The sequence below is a fragment of the Rufibacter ruber genome, assembly GCF_001647275.1.
In the GTDB taxonomy this organism is placed as follows: Bacteria; Bacteroidota; Bacteroidia; order Cytophagales; family Hymenobacteraceae; genus Nibribacter; species Nibribacter ruber_C.
The window spans coordinates 24,743-42,943 of the sequence record NZ_LRMM01000040.1; the positions used below are offsets into that span (position 1 = coordinate 24,743).

Here is an 18,201-nt window from a genome sequence, read left to right on the forward strand (position 1 = left end):
GCCGGAAACGCTCCGGCCTCTTTTTTTGCCTACACTGGAATTGCCCGCCTCTCTGGGGGTAGGAGCAGCCTGAGCTGGGGCCGTTCATGAGGATTTTAAATTTCTCTGTCCTCCCCAGTAGAAGCATTTGGAAACATGCAGGGCTGCTGCCTATATTTACTTGAAAATCATTTACCTACCTCTGCCTTCCGCCGTTCCCACTGAACAGGATGCTGTTATTCTTTTTACATGAAGCCAAGTTGCTTTTTTCACCTTTCCGGCTGGTGGGTGTTTCTTCTGGTCTGCAGCCTCTCAGCGTGTGTAACACAGGCCCCCACTGCCAGTGAGTATACAAGTATGGCCCTGGTATGGGGCAAAGGCGGCGGTGTGACGGGTAAAGTGACTGAATACGTGCTTATGCCCAACGGGCAGCTCTCAGAAAGGGATGCTTTTACCAGGGAGCTGAAAGACGTGAAAACGGTAGGCCAGGCAGAGACTCTCCAATTCTTCAGGCAGATGACCTCCCTGCCGGCTTCCTTTCACCGGCCTGGAAACATGTACCAATACCTTAAATTAGAAAAAGAAGGCACGGTGCAGAAAGAAGCCGTGTGGGGAGAACACAGGTTTACCCCGCCCGCAGAGATAGAGGCTCTTCACCGTCAGTTACAATCCTTGGTTTTATAAACGAATCGGCTATTCTTATATCCAGAATTTTATGCAGTCAATTTTTACACGGGCCACCTCTGTTGCCGCTCTTTTTTGTTTACTACAGCTCCCAATGGCCCACGGGCAGCAGAAGCCGGTGCGTTTGCCGGCTGCAGATGTTTCTGTGGTAGAGGCAGAAATTCCCCATTTTCCCGCGTTGCCAGAAGGCCTTGAGGTCAAGCGTGCGCAGCAATCGCACCTGCCTGTTTTCATTACAGGCAAGTTGCCGGCCAAGGGCCAACCAAATGCCCGCAAAAGCAGCTCTCCGCAGGAAGCAGGTTATAGCTATTTAAGGGAGCTCAAGGCTACCCTGCAGATTATTGAACCAGACCAGGAGTTTGTGGTGGCCAACGTGCAGACAGATGAGCTGCAGCAAACCCACCTTCGCATGCGCCAGCAGTACCGCGGGGTGCCGGTGTACGGCGGCGAGGTGATGCTGCATACCCAGAATAACCAGGTTTCTGTGTTGAACGGGCAGTATTTTCCCACCCCTTCGCTGGTAAGCGTGTTGCCAACCGTGTCTGGGGAGGCGGCCATTAAAACAGCCCTGGCTTCTCTGGGTACTACGGGCACTGCTGCGCATTTGCAAAGCCATTCTATGCTGGGCAAGGGGGAAAACAAGGCCCGGCTGGTGATTTACCACCCCAAGAGAAACCATTTGGCAGAACGGCTTACGTGGCATGTAACGGTCTATCCTGATCTGGTGCACCGGTGGGAATACTTTATTGATGCCCTGAATGGGGAAGTGCTCCACAGGTACAACCACCTCTGTTCGGCAGACGGCCCCAGAACAGCCACCGGCAAAGACCTCAACAACGTCAACCAGTCTTTGAACACCTACCAGCTGGGCGCTTCTTACTACCTGATAGACGCCTCCCGGGCCATGTATAACCCAAGTTCTGTTCTGCCAGAGAAAGGAACGGGCGTGATCTATACCTTAGATCTGAAAGACGCCGCCTACACGTTCAATGGCGCTTTTCAGCAGGTAACCTCTACTGATAACCTCTGGGCTAGCTCTGCCTCCGTTTCGGCGCATTACAATGCCGGGGTGGTGTATGAGTATTTTAAAACCAAGCATGGGCGTAACTCCATTGATAATGAGGGAAGTTCCATTGTCTCCGTCATCAATGTGAAAAGTGATAAAGGGGAAATATTGGATAACGCCTTCTGGAATGGAGAGGCAATTTTCTACGGGAATGGAGACAAGGCATTCAAACCTCTGGCGGGCGCCTTAGATGTGGCAGGCCATGAGATGTCACATGGCGTAGTGCAATACACCGCAGGGTTAGAGTACCAGGATGAGCCTGGTGCTATCAATGAGTCAATGGCAGATGTGTTTGGGGTGTTGGTAGAAGGCCGCAACTGGTTGATTGGCGAAGACATTGTCAAGGCTACCGCTTACCCGTCTGGGGCTCTAAGGAGCATGCAAGACCCGCATAACGGCGGCACCGGGTTGCAAGATGTCAACAAAGGCTGGCAGCCGGCGCATTACAGTGAGCGCTACACCGGCACGCAAGACAATGGTGGCGTACACGTAAACAGCGGGGTTCCCAATAAAGCTTTCTATCAGTTTGCCACCGCTACAGGCATGAGTAAAGACAAAGCCGGGCGGGTGTACTACCGGGCGCTGAGTGTCTACCTGACCAGCCTGTCTCAGTTTACTGACCTCAGGTATGCGGTGATTCAGGCGGCCACAGATTTATATGGGGCTAACTCAGCAGAGGTGGCGGCCGCCCGCACTGCCTTTACCACCGTGGGGATTGTGGACCCGGGCACCGGGCCTACCCAGGAGGGGTACCAATTTACCATGGCTCCCAACCCGGGCGCTGACTTCCTGTTGTATCAGTATGCCCCAGATAAGTCATTGCGGAACGTAAATATCGCTAGCATGACGTACACCACCGTCACCACTACCCTGATGAAAGGCAAACCCAGTGTGACAGATAACGGAACGGTCGCCTACTTTGTAGCCCAGAACGGTATGATCAAGGCTGTAAACCTCACCGGGGCGGTAAACGAGCGGGTAATAGACAGCCAGCCGGTTTGGGACTATGTGGCAGTATCTAAAGACGGCTCTAAACTGGCGGCAGTAAAGTCTGTCCTGGAACCGGTTGTCCATATTTATGACTTAGCCCGGAGCCAGTGGTCTGCCGTGACTGCCGTTAATCCTGACCCGTTTCTGCAAGATGAGAAGCTACTTGATATCAAAAGCCTGGAGTGGGACTACACCGGTGAAAAGCTCCTTTTTGATGCCCTGTATTCTTACACAAGTGGCGCTGCCAAAAAAGAGATCAGAAACATTGGGCTTCTGAGTGCCTGGAGCAACACCAGTGCAAGCGTGGGAGATGGGGCTACTAAGAACTTTATTCTGCTGAACTCAGATATCATCAACCCCACGTTTTCCAAAAACTCTCCCCATATTGTAGCTTTTGACTATGTGGGAAAGGACCCTGCCAACCCCACCTCTGTCTCTTATACATTGGTTACCTTAAACTTGAAAACGTCAGTGTTCAGAGGGGTTTTTGGCGGACAGGTCATGCACTACCCGTCATTCTCCAGAACAGATGACAGACTTATTTTTGGCGGCCGCAGCACCACCGGCTCTGAGTTGATAGGTTACCTGCCAATGGCCGAAGATAAATTACTTGCCTCTGCAGGGCCGGTGGGCTTTATTGGGCAAGGCAACTGGGCCGTCTGGTATGCCCAGGGCACCCGCATTCTGGGGTCTGAAGAAGATGTGGCCACCCAGGTGAATGCGCAGGTGTATCCCAACCCTTTCCTCTCAGAGTTGACCGTGCGGTATGACTACAAGGGCAAAGGGGCCGTCTCTATGACACTTATCAACCTGCTGGGGCAGGAATGCAAAACCGTGACTGTTCCCCGGGCGGCTGTAGGGCAGAACCTGGAGACGCTTTCTCTGCAGGGGCTCCCCGCGGGACCCTACATTCTGCGTCTCACCAACGGGGAGGTAACCAGTAGTTACCGCCTGCTTAAACAGTAAAGAAAAGGGGACAAAGCCCCCTTTCCCCAGAGGAACCAAAAACCTCTGGGGATTTTTTTTGCCTTAGACCCAGGGAGCCATGGCGGGTAGAAATCCTGTTTTAAGCCTGTTTTTCAGAAAACAGACCGAAAACAGGAGAGGGGTACGCTGAGAAACCTGCCCTGCCGGCTTGGCAAAAGCCTCAGATTCACCGAACTTTACGCAGGCACACACGCGTTGGGGCAATTAAATCGTTAGGGATACAGAATTAATCACTGAGTACATGAGGTCAAGTAGCTTACGCCACTTCTTTTTGCTTTTTCTACTACTAGGCGCTTTCTCTGCAAAAGCGCAGGACATGCAGATTGACACCCGCCTGGGCTATAATTACCTGGACAAGTTTGAGTTTACAGATGAGTGGCAGTACCTCTCAACAGACATGTACCTCTTTAATCCCAGCAAATTTTCCAGGGTGATCAATGAGCTGGAGCAGGGCACTACCAAAGCCAGGAGGCGGGACTACATCAACCTGGAGTCGTTGTTTATTTCGGCGCAGCTCAAGAACGCCAAGCTGTTTGGGCAGGAACCGGTGGTGTACCCGTTGTACAACTTCTCTATTGACAACTCCAAGCAGGGCTATACCACCACCACCTCAGACAACATTGACGCCATCCGTATCATAGACAAACTGCCGCTGGCCGCAGATGAGCGCAACATTGACGCCCTGGTAGAGGCCAAGCTGTTCACCTCAGACAGCCGCGAGCTGTTCTTCCACCTCATAGCCAACCAGCTCACCAATATCTCCAAGCAGGTGTCTCTGCAGGCGGCCATGCTCTCCCTGGTGGGGGAGTTTGGGAATTTGATCCGGAACTCCGCGCAGCGGAAGGAGTACAAGTTCAGCTCTACCATCAGGCTGTATGAGGGGCAGAACTTTGATACCCGGTTGCACTCTGTGCGCGTGTATGTTTTCGTGCCCAGCTTTGCCAAGATTCCGGCGCTGCGCACAGCCCGGTTGACAGAGCTGCTGAGCAGCAGCCCGCAGGGCTTTGAGCGCGCCAAACTGGAGGCGGCGCTGGCGTATAAAGATTATCCGGTGCTGGTGGTGGCCAACTACAAGTCACTGTACCGCATGGATGCCCTCACCGGCTCTGAGATTACCTCTGAGACCATTGAGCGCCGCCGCGTGCGCATTGAGAACGCCTACGGCGCCGGTCTGGTGAATGATGACGCCTATAAGCAGGAAAAGTTCTTTATTGAGTTCCTGCGCAGCTTCGCAGATCTTAAACAGAAGCTGAACAGCTACCAGCTCAACTACAAGAACAACAGCCCAGAGGCCAACGCCAAAACCCTCTTTGCGGTAATTCAGGAGTACAAGCGCCTGAAAACCATGGCCAGCCTGCGCGACCAGGAGTTTTCACGCAACAGCACCTACCAGCGCATCTTCAAAAACGAGTATGAGTCTATTCTGGCAAACGCTGATGGCTACATGGAGTCTGACCACAACCTTAAAAACGGAAAGGAACTGGTGAACACCCTGCTGGTGCTGGACCGTGAGCAAACCAAACCCTACACCCAGCCCCAGCGCGAGTTTTACCTGAGCCGGCTGTATTCAGTGGAGCTGCCCAGCAAAGACTACCTGACCAGCACCCTGGAGGGCGAAGGCATTTCCCGCCACCTCAACCGCCTGGAAACTGCCCAGTACACAGACCTCTTCGCCAGAGACGTGGTGCGCCTGCGCGATGCCCCGCCCACTGAGGAGAATGTCTCTTTCAGGAACTCAGTGCTGGAGAAAGCCAGCACCACCAAGTGCCGAAGCTGCCGTGACGAGGTGCAGCAGGCGGCCCGGCAGTTTAACCAGCGGCTGGAAGAGCAGCAGCTGCAGCAGGAACGCATTAAGCTGCAAGAGCTCAACCAGCAGGTGGAGCAAAAGATCTTCGCCTACCTCAAGCGTGACGACTGCCTGGATACTATTTTCAAGACCCAATATCCGGCAGACGCCCTGCCTGACTTCATTCAGCGGTTGTATGAAAAGAAGGTTGAGCTAAGGAAGCAGGTGACAGAGCTGGATAACCTGTACAAGGCCCCTCCCAAGGAGCTGAAGTTATCTTTGCTCAAAGAGCATAACCAGCGTCTGGCCGTTCGTTTAAAGCTCCTGGACCAAGGCTACGCCGATATCTGTACCGCTGAGAAAACCCTCTGTGGCTGTGACTAGCGTGTCTTCTGTTTTCGCCTGTTTTCTGAAAAACAGGCCGAAAACAGAAAAGCCGCTCCTGCAAAGGAGCGGCTTTTCTGTTTGATGAGGGCAGAATCAGCTTACGCCAGCTGGCCGTCTAATTTCTGGGCCAGCACGTTCTTAGGAACGGCGCCCACTTGTTTGTCTACCACTTGGCCGTTTTTGAAAACCAGCAGGGTAGGAATGCTTCTGATACCAAACTTGGCAGACGTCTGCGGGTTGGCGTCTACGTCTACTTTTCCTACTACCACGCGGCCTTCATAGTCGCCGGCCAGTTCTTCCACCACGGGGCCAACCATGCGGCAAGGTCCGCACCACTCGGCCCAGAAGTCTACTAAAACGGGTTTATCAGAATTGATGATCTCCTCAAAGTTAGCATCGGTGATCTCTATTGCTTTATGTGCCATAATTGTCAGTTTATGATTGCTTAGTCTAACGTAATGATCTCTGTTCAAAGATAGAACCAAATTTGGTCTTCAGGTAAAACTACCACTTTTCTAGCAGGAAATCTAGTTTCCCCCAGGATACCGTTTTTGGCCTGTTTTCTGGAAAACAGCCCGAAAACAGTCAGTATATCTACTGATTACTATGTGAAAAGGTTAGGTTGGCCCGGAAGTTTGTACCTGACAGAATGTCAACGTCTGTGCCTTGCCTGAGCAGCTGCCGTTTCTGCCCGGCAGCGGGAGGTCCCTGAAAAAAACAAGGCTTTCCCAGAGAAAAGAGGTGGAAGCCAACTTAACCCGGAAAAGCCCAGAACCCGAAGGTTGGGACAAAGATAGGCAAAGTTGTGATGGCGGGCAAGCCGAAAGGAGATGGTTTTGCAAAGGCCGGCTATAAAGCCAGCTCCAGCACCCCTTTGCAGCTTTACGGTGGCCTGTCTCCTTACAGGCCGTCATCTGCCCTACCGGAGTTCTGCTTCGTATGCTAACTGCTAGGGCGTTTCTACTTTCCGGTATCCTTTTCAGATTCGCCTGAACGGGCTCAAACTGTTGCCGGTAAGGCTTCTATGGGGGTGAAGGGTAAAATACATGAAGACACCTTTCCTTTTTAACCATAGCAGTAGTAGGTTGGGTAGACGTTTTCACACGTTCAGTATAGCGGAGCAGACTTATAGACTCTCTTAAATTCTGCCAAGAAAAGAAAGACCTGGAAATTTAGGCGTGGTGGTGGTGAGCAACCACCTTCCTTTGATTGCCGCCGCCAAAGATGGGTATCCTCTGTTTAACATTCTTCGGGATTTTAAACAATTCACCAGCCGCAACATCACAGAGACTGGATTACATTCACAAATGCCCGGTACGCACGGAGATTGTGCAGAAACCAGGGCAATAATACAGCTCTGCCATTGATTATGCAGGCGGGAAAGGTCTGCTGGAGATGATTCTGGTGGAGTAGTTGTATTTGTTCGGTACTTTTAGATTCCTGTAGTTGCTGTTTGGGAGATCTACGGTGTGCTGTTCGGGAGTTCCACTCCCGAACGTATCTGCTACGGAGTTCCACTCCGCGGGAACCACGGGCAGAAGAAGGGGAGTGGAACTCCCCGGCAGATGGCTTTAGGAGTAGGACTCCGAAAGAGCAGAGAGCAGAGGAGCAGAGTTTCTTTTAAGAGCTTGTCGGTTTTTACAACATAACTGTTCGCAAAAAGTAGAAGAACATCTAGTGCCACTTGATTTGTACTGATAAACGCTTTTTACCATGGCCAAAACCAAACCAGCCCAGGATACCCTGCTCCCGCAGATTCAGCAGAAGGAAAAAGCCAGCCTTTCTAAGTTGCAGCAGCAATTCAACAGCAAGGTGAAAAAGATAGACAAACTCAAAGCCGACCTGGCCGAGCGGGTCAGGGTGCTGGATGAGATCAGGGCCCGGGTGCAGCAGGAGATTCACCCGCTGGTGCAGGAACTGGTGCAGCAACGGGTGGCGTACGTGAAAATGCTGGACCAGATGTGCGGGCAAGATTTCTTCCGGAAGAAAGAAAAAGAGAAACTGGGTTACCTGATTGAAGACCTTTCCTATTCCCTCATTCATACTTACGGGGTGGAGGAGATGAAGGAGTACTTTGACAAATACGCTGAAACCACCTTTGAGGAGGAAGAGGAACTGGCTGACGCCGAAGCCAAAGAAATGACCCAAACCCTGCTCAAAAACCTGCTGGGCCTAGACGTAGACCTCAAAGACCTGGATGATTTTGGAACGTTGCAAGAGAAGCTGGAGGGGCAAATGCGGGAAGAGCAGCAGAAGCGCGAAGCCCAGCAGAAGAAGCGTCAAAAGACCAAAGCCCAACTTGCCAAAGAAGAGAAAGCCAAGGCCGAGCTCCAGAACATCAGCAAAGCCACCCGCCGCCTCTACACAGACCTGGTCAAGCTGCTGCACCCAGACAAAGAGCAGGACCCCGCCGCCAAAGCCTGGAAAGAGGAGGCCATGAAAAAAGTAACCACCGCCTACAACCAGAATGATTTCTTTGAACTGCTAAGGCTGCAGATGGAGTTCATGCACGAGCAGGAACTGCACCTGGACCGCATTCCTGAAGAACAGTTGAAATACTTTGTGAAGCTGCTCAACGAGCAAATACGGGAGCTGCAGGAAGAGCAAAGCAGCTACTTCTACGGGCCAGACGCCCAGCTTTTCTATCAATTTGGTGGGCTACCCAAACAAATGGAAGCCAAATTCAACCGCGCCAAAAAAGAAATCCAAGCTGAGATAAAGCAACTTCAATTGGACACTCTGGAATTTCAGGATCCCCAGTTCCTGCGCCAATACCTAAAGGATCTGAAGTTTTAGAGGGAAGTAAAGAGTTTTAGAGATGGCGTTTTAGGGCTGTTTTCTAAAAAACAGCCCTAAAACGCAAATTTTCTTAGCCAAGAGTTATCCAGGTGGAGGGACTAGGATATGCTCTGCTTCTTCGGGCTGGCCTTTCATTTTAGTTGCTCTATCAGAGTTCTACTTTTTGCTCTTCCCCAGTTCTACTCAGAAAGAGCTGGTAAACCCTGGAAGAGAAGGCTTATGCAATCTTCAGTTATGACTTCCATTGAAGTAAGTGAAAGCTGCGGAAGAAGGTTTGTACGGTTGCTAATGCTGAATGGAAGTTGCTTTAGCTGCTGCTTGGGATTGGTAAAAACGGAACAGCGAAAAATCTGGAAGAGCAGACAAAAGCAGATTTATGAAGTGCAAATAAGCTGTGAGTGCTGAGGAGAACGGAGCTGAAGACTAATCACTTTTCCTGTTTTTGGGCTGTTTTCTGAAAAACAGCCCAAAAACGGAAAAAGCCCAGCCGAAGAACCATCGTCCTCAACTGGGCTTTCTCTACAAGCCTTGCTACTTGATACGTGCTACCTGATACCGCGAAGCTATATCAACTGACAAGTAGCCACTTCCAAATCCTTCACATTCTGTAGAAACGCCTTCGGGTCAATGCGGTACTTGCGACTAAATAATTCCACCGCTAACCGCTCCCCAGGCTCCGTCAAAACCAATTCCAGTTTCTTCTGTCCGGGGCTGTTGATGGCGGCTTCCTCCAGGCGGTCAATGAGTAGGGCGTTGATGTTCCGGATGTCAATGTCCATGCGCACGCCTTTGGCCATTTTGTCGGCTACGTCACTTAGCAGCTGCATGGAGATAGGCTTCAGTTCCCACTGGTCTTCAGACTTGTAACGCAGGGTTACTTTTGCCCGGATGAACAGGTACATGCCTTCTTTGATGTACGGCGAGAACTTCACAAAATCCTCCCCAAACAGCGCCAAACCCATGGTATTGTCATAGTCTTCAAAGGAGAAGAGCATGAAGGGGTTACCGTTTTTACCGGTGCGTACCACCACGTTGCTCACAATGCCGGCTACGTTTACATCGCGGTTCTTGAACTCAGCAATGCGGTCCAGACTGCAGGTGCAGTACGAGTCAATTTCCAGCTTGAACTGATCTAGCGGGTGTCCGGAGAGGTAGAAACCAATTACTTCCTTCTCGCGGCGCAGCATTTCCGTCAGGGTCCAGGGCTGTACGTCTGGTACCTTCGGCAACGGCATGTCTACGGCTCCTCCACCGCCGAACAACGACTGCTGGGCAGCATTTTTCTCGGCTTGGAACTGGTTCCCGAAGCGCACCGCCTTTTCAATCAGGTTGATGCTTTCGCCTTCAGGAGTTTCTAGGTACTGGGCGCGGTGGTAACGTTCAAACGAGTCAAAAGCACCAGCTTGAGCCAGACTTTCAAAGGTCTTCTTATTCACGGCGCGCAGGTTCACGCGCTTCGCGAAGTCAAAGATATCGGTGTATGGACCGTTCTTTTCGCGTTCTTCAATAATAGCTTCCACGGCGGCTTCGCCGGTTCCTTTCACGGCCCCCATCCCGAAACGGATTTGCCCCTGCTGGTTCACGTTGAACTGATGGATGGATTCGTTCACATCGGGCCCCAATACCTGAATTTGCTGCTTGCGGGCTTCCTCAATAAAGAACGTCACCTTTTTGATGTCGTTCATGTTATGGGTGAGTACCGCGGCCATGTATTCTGCCGGGTAGTGCGCCTTGAGGTAACCGGTCTGGTAGGCTACTACAGAGTAAGCGGCGGAGTGCGAGCGGTTGAAGCCGTACTGCGCGAACTTCTCCATCACGTCAAATACTTCAGAGGCGTGCTTGGCCGGAATGTTATGAATCTCCTTGGCTCCGGCCACGAATTTCTCGCGCTCCTGGGCCATTTTCTTCATGTCCTTCTTACCCATCGCACGGCGCAGCAAGTCGGCACCGCCCAGAGAGTAGCCCGCCAGAATCTGGGCCGTTTGCATAATCTGCTCCTGGTACACCATAATTCCGTAGGTATTCTTCAGGATAGGTTCCAGCAGGTCATGCGGGTATTCCACTTCCTCCTTGCCCTGCTTCCGGTTAATGAAGTTCGGGATGAACTGCATAGGCCCCGGGCGGTACAAGGCGTTCATGGCAATCAAGTCCTCAATATTAGTGGGCTTCAGGTCCTTGAGGTACATACGCATGCCCTCAGACTCGAACTGGAACGTACCAATAGTATCACCACGCTGGTAGAGGGCATAGGTTTTCTCATCGTCCAGCGGAATGTTGTCAATGTCAATCTCCACGCCGTGGTTCCGCTTGATGAGCGCCATGGCGTCTTTCAGAATAGACAGGGTTTTCAGGCCCAAAAAGTCCATCTTCAGCATGCCCGCGCTCTCAATCACCTTTCCGTCAAATTGCGTCACCAACAAGTCAGAATCTTTGGAGGTGGAGACGGGAATGTAATTGGTGATGTCATCTGGCGCGATGATCACGCCCGCCGCGTGGATACCCGTGTTCCGCACCGATCCTTCCAGTTTCTCGGCCAGCCGAAGGGTTTCGCCTTTCAGGTCGTTCCCTTCTCTAAACGCAGCCAGTTCCGGAGATTCCACAAAGGCCTTGGCTAGCGTAGTGCCCGGTACTTCCGGTACCAGTTTTGCCAGTTCGTTCGCTTCTGACAAAGGCAAATCCAGGGCACGGGCTACGTCTTTAATAGACGATTTGGCAGCCATGGTACCGAAGGTGATGATTTGGGCCACCTGCGTCTTGCCGTATTTATCTACCACGTAGTCAATCACGCGCTGGCGGTTCACGTCGTCAAAGTCAATATCAATATCGGGCATGGATACCCGCTCCGGATTCAGGAAACGCTCGAACAGCAGCGAGTACTTGATGGGGTCAATGTTGGTGATCCCCACACAGTACGCCACGGCAGAACCCGCCGCCGACCCCCGGCCCGGACCCACGGCCACGCCCATGTCACGGCCTTTGTTGATGAAGTCCTGCACGATCAAAAAGTACCCCGCAAAACCCATGGTCTCAATGATGCCCAGCTCATAGTTCAGGCGTTCCTCTACCTCAGGGGTAATGTCAATGTACCGTTTCTTGGCGCCCTCAAAGGTGAGGTGGCGCAGGAATAAGTCAGCGGTGGGGTGCTCCGGAGGGAGCGGGAAGTTAGGCAACAGGATATCGCGCTGCAGCTTGGGTGGCGTGATTTTGTCTACAATCTCGTTGGTGTTATCTACCGCAAAAGGAACGTCCTTGAACAGCTCGTTCATCTCGGCCTGAGACTTGAAATAGAACTGGTCATTGGGGAACCCGAAGCGGTCTGCGGGGCGGGGTTTCTGCAGTTCTTCGTCAATGCGGTAAAGCATGCGGCGCACGTTCTCGTCGTGGCTGTAACTCTGCCGGATGTTATCTAAGGTGTCATAAATCACTTCGCCGCGGCCGCTCATCAACCGGAAGTAGTTCGTTCTAAAATCGCCCACGGGCACGCTCTGCTGCTCACCTGTATTTACGCACAACAGAATATCATGCGCGCTCCAGTCGGTTTGGTCTACGTAGTGCGAGTCATTGGTACAAATGACTTTCACGTTGTACTTAATGGCCCACTTCAAAAGCACCTGGTTCACGTCTTCCTGAGATAGGCCGGTGCCGTCAATGTTCATGAGGCCGTGGCGCTGAATCTCAATGTAAAAATCGTCCCCAAACAGATCCAGCCACCATTTCAGAAGCTTTTCGGCTTCCTCTTCGCCTTTCCAGAGAATGGCCTGGGGTAATTCGGCCCCGATGCAGCAACTGGTGGCGATGAGGCCTTTGTGGTATTTCACCAGCAGTTCCTTGTCAATGCGGGGCCATTTGCTGTAGAGGCCGTCAATGTAGGAGTAGGAGCAGAGCTTGGCCAGGTTCTGGTAGCCTTTCTGGTCTTTGGCCAGCAGCAGCTGGTGGTGGCGCACGTCTTTCTGCTCCTTAGAGAAACTTTTCTGGTGCCGGTCTTCCACCAGGTAAAACTCACAGCCCACAATGGGTTTCACGTTGTACTTGTTGGCCTCGGCCACGAAGTTGAACGCCCCGAACATGTTGCCGTGGTCGGTCATGGCAACGGCTTTCATGCCGTCGGCCTGGGCCTTTTTCATGAGCGCGCCAATGCTGGCGGCCCCGTCTAGCAAGGAGTACTGGGTGTGGGTATGGAGGTGGGAAAAATCTGGCACGGCGGTAAAGAGTCTTGAGTTCTGAGTCTTGAGTCCAGAGTTGAAAATGAACCCGAAACGGACTACGAAGATACGAAGAAAACACCGGAAACCGGAGTAAAAGTTGCTGCTGCGGAGGGCGTTTCCGGGCTGTTTTCTGGAAATCAGGCCAAAAAAAGGAAATCAAATTTTTAAGGTGTCTAAACTTTATCTGGTAGAGGCGAGTAAAAATGAGAGTATGAAAATGAAAGTGTCTGTTTCCTGTTTCATGACAACGTTCGCGCCCCTTCTGCTGGCGGGCTGCGTGCTGGTGGCGTGCCAAAAGAAGGAAACCGACCAGCAACAACCAGGTGCCGCCGCAGTGGAAGAACCAGCCCATGAAATGGCTTTGGTGGGCACGTATTCCGGTACGGTGCCCTGTGCAGACTGTGAAGGAATCTACACCTCCCTCACGCTGCAGCCAGACCAGAAATATCTGCTGGTAGAAGAATACATACGTGAACGCCCCTACCCCCAGGAAAGCGAGGGCCGCTGGACTACGCGGGAAGGCGGTGTGCAGGTCATGCTTCTGAAAGACGAGGGGGAAGAGGTGCGGTACTTTGAGGTGATTGACGGAAAGACCCTGCGGGTGGTGCTGCCCCAGGAAGAGCGCATTGAGAACTCCCTGGACTATATGTTAGCCAGAGTTGACTCCACTGATATTGAGATGGCAGAATAACACAGGGTGGCAGGTAAATTGCAGAGGAACCAGTACCTTTGCGTTATCAAAATCCTGTTCTGTTATGAGTTTCCATTTAGATACTACCCTTGGCCGTTTCAGGCTTATTGCCGTTCTGGAAGGCATTTCTTACCTGGTCCTGCTGCTGATTGCCATGCCCCTCAAATATATGGCAGGCATTCCTGAGCCTGTTAAATACGTAGGCTGGGCGCACGGAGCCCTGTTTGTGTTGTTTATGGGGTTGCTGCTGCAGGTCTGGATCCAGTACCGCTGGTCTTTCTGGAAGGTGGCCCTGGCGTTTGTGGCTTCGTTGCTCCCCTTCGGTACGTTTTACCTGGATAAGAAAATTGCCCATGACAAGCAGCTGTAAGGCGGCCGCACATTTTTTTAACTTTATCAAAATTGCCAGGTGCTCCTGTTTTGGGGCTGTTTTTAGAAAAACAGCCAAAACAGGAGCATTCGTTTGAAACGGTTATGAAATTAGTGCCTGTTATCCCTTAAAGTCACAGATGAAGAGAAAAGCTGATAAAAACGGGGCGGCGCTTAAACATCTCCCATTTTGGCCTGTTGCTCAGTAGCCTTTATTTTTGGAAATATTGCGTGCTTATATGGGGGTGAAGATATTAATAGTAGAAGATGAGGCAAAGCTGGCCTCCATGCTCCAACGGGGACTGAAGGAGGAGGGGTATCAGGTGAGCGTGGCCATGACCGGGTCCTCTGGGTTTGAAATGGCCAAGTCTTTCAACTTTGACCTGATCATTCTGGACATTATGCTGCCCGGGTTAAGCGGGTTGGAAGTGTGCAAGCAACTGAGGGGGCAGGCGGTCTGTACCCCCATTCTCATGCTCACCGCCCTTGATTCGCCGGAGAACATAGTGTCAGGCCTGGACGGCGGGGCCGATGACTATCTGGTAAAACCTTTCAATTTTGCTGAGCTGAGCGCCCGTATCAGAACCTTGACCCGGCGGCGGCAGAATGGGGCGCTGGCCTCCCACCTCCTGACTATTGCAGATTTACAGATAGACACCCAAAGCAAAACGGTTACCCGCAGCGGCAATCCCATCACGCTCACGGCCACTGAGTTCAGGTTATTGGAGTTTCTGGTGCAGCGGCCTAACCGGGTGCACTCCAGAATGGAGATTCTGGAGCAGGTCTGGAATATAGACTTTAACCTGGGCACCAACGTGGTAGACGTGTACATCAACTACCTCCGGAAGAAGCTGGACAAGCACTACCAGCCCAAGCTGATCCACACCATCATTGGCATGGGCTACGTGCTGAAAGAGGGGGAGGGGGCATGAAAATCCAGACCAAGGCCACCCTGCTGTTTTCGGCACTCACCACCCTGGTCATTCTGGTGTTCAGTGGCTTTATCTATTTTTTCACCAACCATTACGCCTTTGAAGACTTCTATCAGCGGCTGGAGACGCGGGTGAACATAGCCTCTGACCTGCACCTGTTCCTGAATTCAAACAGTGACAAGCAGCTGGTGCGGCAAATGCGGCAGGCGTATCTGGAAAAGCTTCAGGGGGAGCGGGAATATCTGTTGGAGGTGCCAGAAGAGGGGACCCTGAAAAAGCTGAAAACAAGCGGCCTGCCACAGCCCCTGCTAGAAGAAGCGCTGGCCAACCGCACCGCCCGCTACAGAGCCAGCCATACCCTGTATCTGGGCAAGCTGCAGCAAGTTGACGGGAAAACCTACTTAGTGGTGGTGTCTGCACAGGACCCGTACTGGCTGGAGGAGATCAACACCCTGTCACGGGTTCTCCTGATTGGCTTTGTTCTGTCTGTTGCCCTGGTGTACGTCATAGGGAGGCGGTTTACCTGGCACACCTTTAAACCTGTGCGGGCCATCATTAAAAACGTGCAGGGCATCTCTGCTGAGAACCTGAACCTGCGGCTGGTGGTGGGGAACAGCAAAGATGAGCTGGCAGAACTGGCGCAAACCTTCAATGATATGCTCACCAGGCTGGAGACCGCGTTTGAGACCCAGAACAACTTTGTGAGCAATGCCTCCCATGAGCTGCGCACCCCGTTAACGGTGATCAAAGGCGAAGCCGAATTAACCCTGGCCAGCCCTGGCCTTACTCCTGTGCAGCGGCAGTCAGTTGAGGTGATTCTCCAGGAGGCCAACGTGCTGAGAGACATCCTCACCAGCTTGCTGGGCATGGCGCAGAGCGGCTTTGACGGCAAAAAGCAGAATTGGGAGCAGGTGCGGGTAGACGAACTGCTGTGGCTGGTCAAAGAATCTGCAGACCAGCTGTACCCAGGCAACCACATCAGGTTAGATTTCGCCCAGATGCCCACTGAGGAGGAGCAGCTTCTGGTAAAAGGCAATGTGAACCTGCTCAAGTTGGCTGTGAGCAACATTGTCATGAATGCCTGTAAGTACTCCCGCAACCAGGAGGTGGTGCTGGGCATTAAAGCCGAAAACACATTTGTGGCGGTGGTGGTGCGGGACAAGGGCATTGGCATTCCAGAGCCGGAGTTGCCGCATATCTTTGTTCCTTTCTTCAGGGCTTCCAACACGGCCAGCTTTGAGGGGCACGGGGTGGGGCTTCCTCTGGCCCTGAACATTGTGCGCCTCCACAAAGGCAGCATCATCATCAATACACAGGTTGATATTGGCACTGAAATAAAGGTGCTCCTGCCCACCATAGATGCCAGTGCCCCTTAAAGGAGCCTATTTGTTTTGTCTATTGCGCTGCAAACCGGCACCGCCAGCACCTGCTTTCCTCCCGTTCATCTGCCGTTGCTTTGCTGCTCAAAAGGGCTGAGCCAGAACCATGCGTGGCTGATCTTCGCCTGCTAATCAAAAGATAAACAAGCGCTTAAAAGCACCGCTCTTCTCTGGCTGGCCTTCTTTCTGCTTTTGGGCTGTTTTCAGAAAAACAGGCCAGAAACACAGCCAGGAGACACACGGGGTACTTTTTATATCCCTTTCTTCAGGTGCGCCTAACGGGGCTGGTGAGAGGGGTTGGGTGTGTCAAAAGAGCGGCAACTGTTCATCAAACAAAGGTTTTCTACCTTCTAATGGTATTCTAATCTCATTCTTACATGGGCTTAATGGGGGGCGCGTATGTTTACCGAAACCACTTTTTGTCCCATGACCCATGTACTCCTTCCTTCCAATTTTCAAGAAGATTCATTCGCCAGTCTTGTGGAGCTGACAGAGACTTTTTCTGGGCTTCCGCTCAAAGTAGTCCTGTTCCATGCCTTAGAGATACCTACCTCTATCACAGAGTTACTGATGCTGCCCAGAGAAGGCGGTTGGGAGGAGTTAGCCCCCAAAGGCTTCGCCCAAAAGTGCCAACGGCTGGTGCAGGAACTGGGGCAGATACAGGAACTGACCCACACGGTTTTCTATGGGAATACCCAAAAAGCATTTACTAATTTCTTGAAAGCCCATAGAATAGATTTCATGGCCGTGCCCAAAGGCTTCTGTTTTCAGGCGTTATCCACCCGCAGCCAGAACCCTTTGCCTTTCCTGGAGAAAGCGGTGCTGCCGTTGGTGACCATTTCCCACGGGGAGCCGCAGCTTGCCCAGGCCTTTGCATAAGCAAGCCCAAATGCGGGGTAGACATTTCCAGTATTTTAAACGTGTTGAAGTTATGTTGTTGAAGAAGAATATCCCTGTGAGGTATGTGTTCGGGAAAATAAAGGCAGAAGTGCTGCTGGTCTTTATGTATGCCACGCTGGTAGCGTTGGTGTACGTGAACTTCCATTTTACCAGAATCTCCATTCCTATTGCCGTGCCTACCATGCTGGGCACCATCCTGTCTTTGCTGCTGGCGTTCAGGTCTAACCAGGCCTATGACCGCTGGTGGGAGGCCCGTACCCTGTGGGGAGCCATTGTCAATGACTCCCGCACGCTCACGCGCCAGATCCTGAATTTTGTAGAGACGCCGTACAATTCTGTAGAGGCGCTTTACTTCAAAGAAACATTTGTGAAACGGCAAATTGCCTGGTGCTACAGCCTGGGGCAGTCGCTGAGGGGGCTGAACCCGGTCAAAGGCGCTTCTGAGCATATGGGCAAAGGCCAGCTGGCATACCTGCAGGAGTACACCAACAAACCGGTGGGGCTGCTGGAGCTGCACGGCGAAGATCTGGCCAGTGCCTACAAAGAAGGCTGGATCAACCAGTACCAACAGGTGGAGCTGGACCGTACCCTAACCCGCCTCTGCAATGCAATGGGGGGCTGTGAGCGCATCAAGAATACTGTTTTCCCCGCTACCTACAGCCTGTACACCCATTTGGCGCTGGTGCTGTTCATTTTGGTTCTTCCGTTTGGGGTCATTGATGTGTTTGGGGTGATGATGGTGCCGTTTGTGGTAGCGGTAGCGGCGTCTTTCCTGCTCATTGAGAAAATGGCCATTCACCTGCAGGACCCGTTTGAGAACAAGCCCACTGATACCCCCATGACCACTATTGCCCAGACCATTCACCGGGACCTGAAGCAGATGCTGCGTGAATCGCAGGAAGTGGAAAAGCCTAAAACCTCTTCTAAAGTTGCCACTTTTTATATTCTGTAGGGACCGGCTGTTGCCCCTGCACCAGGTGGCCTGCCTTCATTGATAAAGCTGATACTGCAGTGCTTCCTTCCTGTTTTCGGGCTGTTTTTTCAAAA

12 protein-coding genes are annotated in these 18,201 nt (G+C 52.1%); 10 read left to right on the plus strand and 2 right to left on the minus strand.

What is annotated here, in order from left to right; all coding sequences use genetic code 11:
- Nucleotides 1-336: 336 nt before the first annotated feature.
- The 3 genes from A8O25_RS14645 (at nt 337) to A8O25_RS14655 (ending at nt 5,876) form a co-directional block, all read left to right on the plus strand.
- Nucleotides 337-663, plus strand: coding sequence for a hypothetical protein (locus A8O25_RS14645; RefSeq protein WP_066836149.1), 327 nt, complete (start codon nt 337-339; stop codon nt 661-663).
- Between the two features lie 94 nt (nt 664-757).
- On the plus strand, nt 758-3,685 hold the full coding sequence (locus A8O25_RS14650) for a M4 family metallopeptidase (protein ID WP_066836152.1): 2,928 nt from the start codon (nt 758-760) through the stop codon (nt 3,683-3,685).
- Between the two features lie 337 nt (nt 3,686-4,022).
- Nucleotides 4,023-5,876 carry a hypothetical protein gene (locus tag A8O25_RS14655; protein ID WP_082893665.1) on the plus strand — a complete coding sequence of 618 codons (1,854 nt, stop codon included), beginning with the start codon at nt 4,023-4,025 and terminating at the stop codon, nt 5,874-5,876.
- A 101-nt stretch (nt 5,877-5,977) separates the two neighbouring features.
- Here A8O25_RS14655 and trxA read toward each other — a convergent pair whose 3' ends face one another.
- The gene (gene trxA, locus A8O25_RS14660; RefSeq protein WP_062542637.1) at nt 5,978-6,304 is read right to left on the minus strand and encodes a thioredoxin; all 327 of its coding nucleotides are present in this window, start codon (nt 6,302-6,304) and stop codon (nt 5,978-5,980) included.
- Nucleotides 6,305-7,592: 1,288 nt separating this feature from the next.
- Between trxA and A8O25_RS14670 the strand changes: the two genes are divergently transcribed.
- Nucleotides 7,593-8,675 carry a hypothetical protein gene (locus A8O25_RS14670; protein WP_066836161.1) on the plus strand — a complete coding sequence of 361 codons (1,083 nt, stop codon included), beginning with the start codon at nt 7,593-7,595 and terminating at the stop codon, nt 8,673-8,675.
- 566 nt (nt 8,676-9,241) lie between these two features.
- On the opposite strand, the gene dnaE is transcribed toward A8O25_RS14670, so the two are convergent.
- Nucleotides 9,242-12,877, minus strand: a complete 3,636-nt coding sequence (dnaE, locus tag A8O25_RS14675) for a DNA polymerase III subunit alpha (protein WP_066836163.1) — start codon at nt 12,875-12,877, stop codon at nt 9,242-9,244.
- A 175-nt stretch (nt 12,878-13,052) separates the two neighbouring features.
- On the opposite strand from dnaE, the gene A8O25_RS14680 reads away from it, so the two are divergent.
- The 6 genes from A8O25_RS14680 to A8O25_RS14705 all read left to right on the plus strand — a co-directional run bounded on the left by A8O25_RS14680 (nt 13,053) and on the right by A8O25_RS14705 (nt 18,106).
- Nucleotides 13,053-13,574 (plus strand): copper resistance protein NlpE, encoded by a 522-nt coding sequence (locus tag A8O25_RS14680; protein ID WP_153042763.1) that lies wholly within the window; start codon nt 13,053-13,055, stop codon nt 13,572-13,574.
- Nucleotides 13,575-13,638: 64 nt separating this feature from the next.
- Complete coding sequence (locus tag A8O25_RS14685) at nt 13,639-13,944, plus strand: DUF3817 domain-containing protein (RefSeq protein ID WP_066836167.1); 306 nt, start codon at nt 13,639-13,641, stop codon at nt 13,942-13,944.
- A gap of 244 nt (nt 13,945-14,188) precedes the next feature.
- Complete coding sequence (locus A8O25_RS14690) at nt 14,189-14,875, plus strand: response regulator transcription factor (RefSeq protein WP_066836197.1); 687 nt, start codon at nt 14,189-14,191, stop codon at nt 14,873-14,875.
- Nucleotides 14,872-16,251, plus strand: a complete 1,380-nt coding sequence (locus tag A8O25_RS14695) for a sensor histidine kinase (RefSeq protein ID WP_066836176.1) — start codon at nt 14,872-14,874, stop codon at nt 16,249-16,251. Before A8O25_RS14690 ends, A8O25_RS14695 begins: the two co-directional genes overlap by 4 nt.
- A 429-nt stretch (nt 16,252-16,680) precedes the next feature.
- Nucleotides 16,681-17,133, plus strand: a complete 453-nt coding sequence (locus tag A8O25_RS14700; RefSeq protein ID WP_066836177.1) for a hypothetical protein — start codon at nt 16,681-16,683, stop codon at nt 17,131-17,133.
- A gap of 52 nt (nt 17,134-17,185) precedes the next feature.
- Nucleotides 17,186-18,106, plus strand: coding sequence for a bestrophin family protein (locus tag A8O25_RS14705; protein ID WP_066836178.1), 921 nt, complete (start codon nt 17,186-17,188; stop codon nt 18,104-18,106).
- The last annotated feature ends 95 nt before the right edge of the window (nt 18,107-18,201 follow it).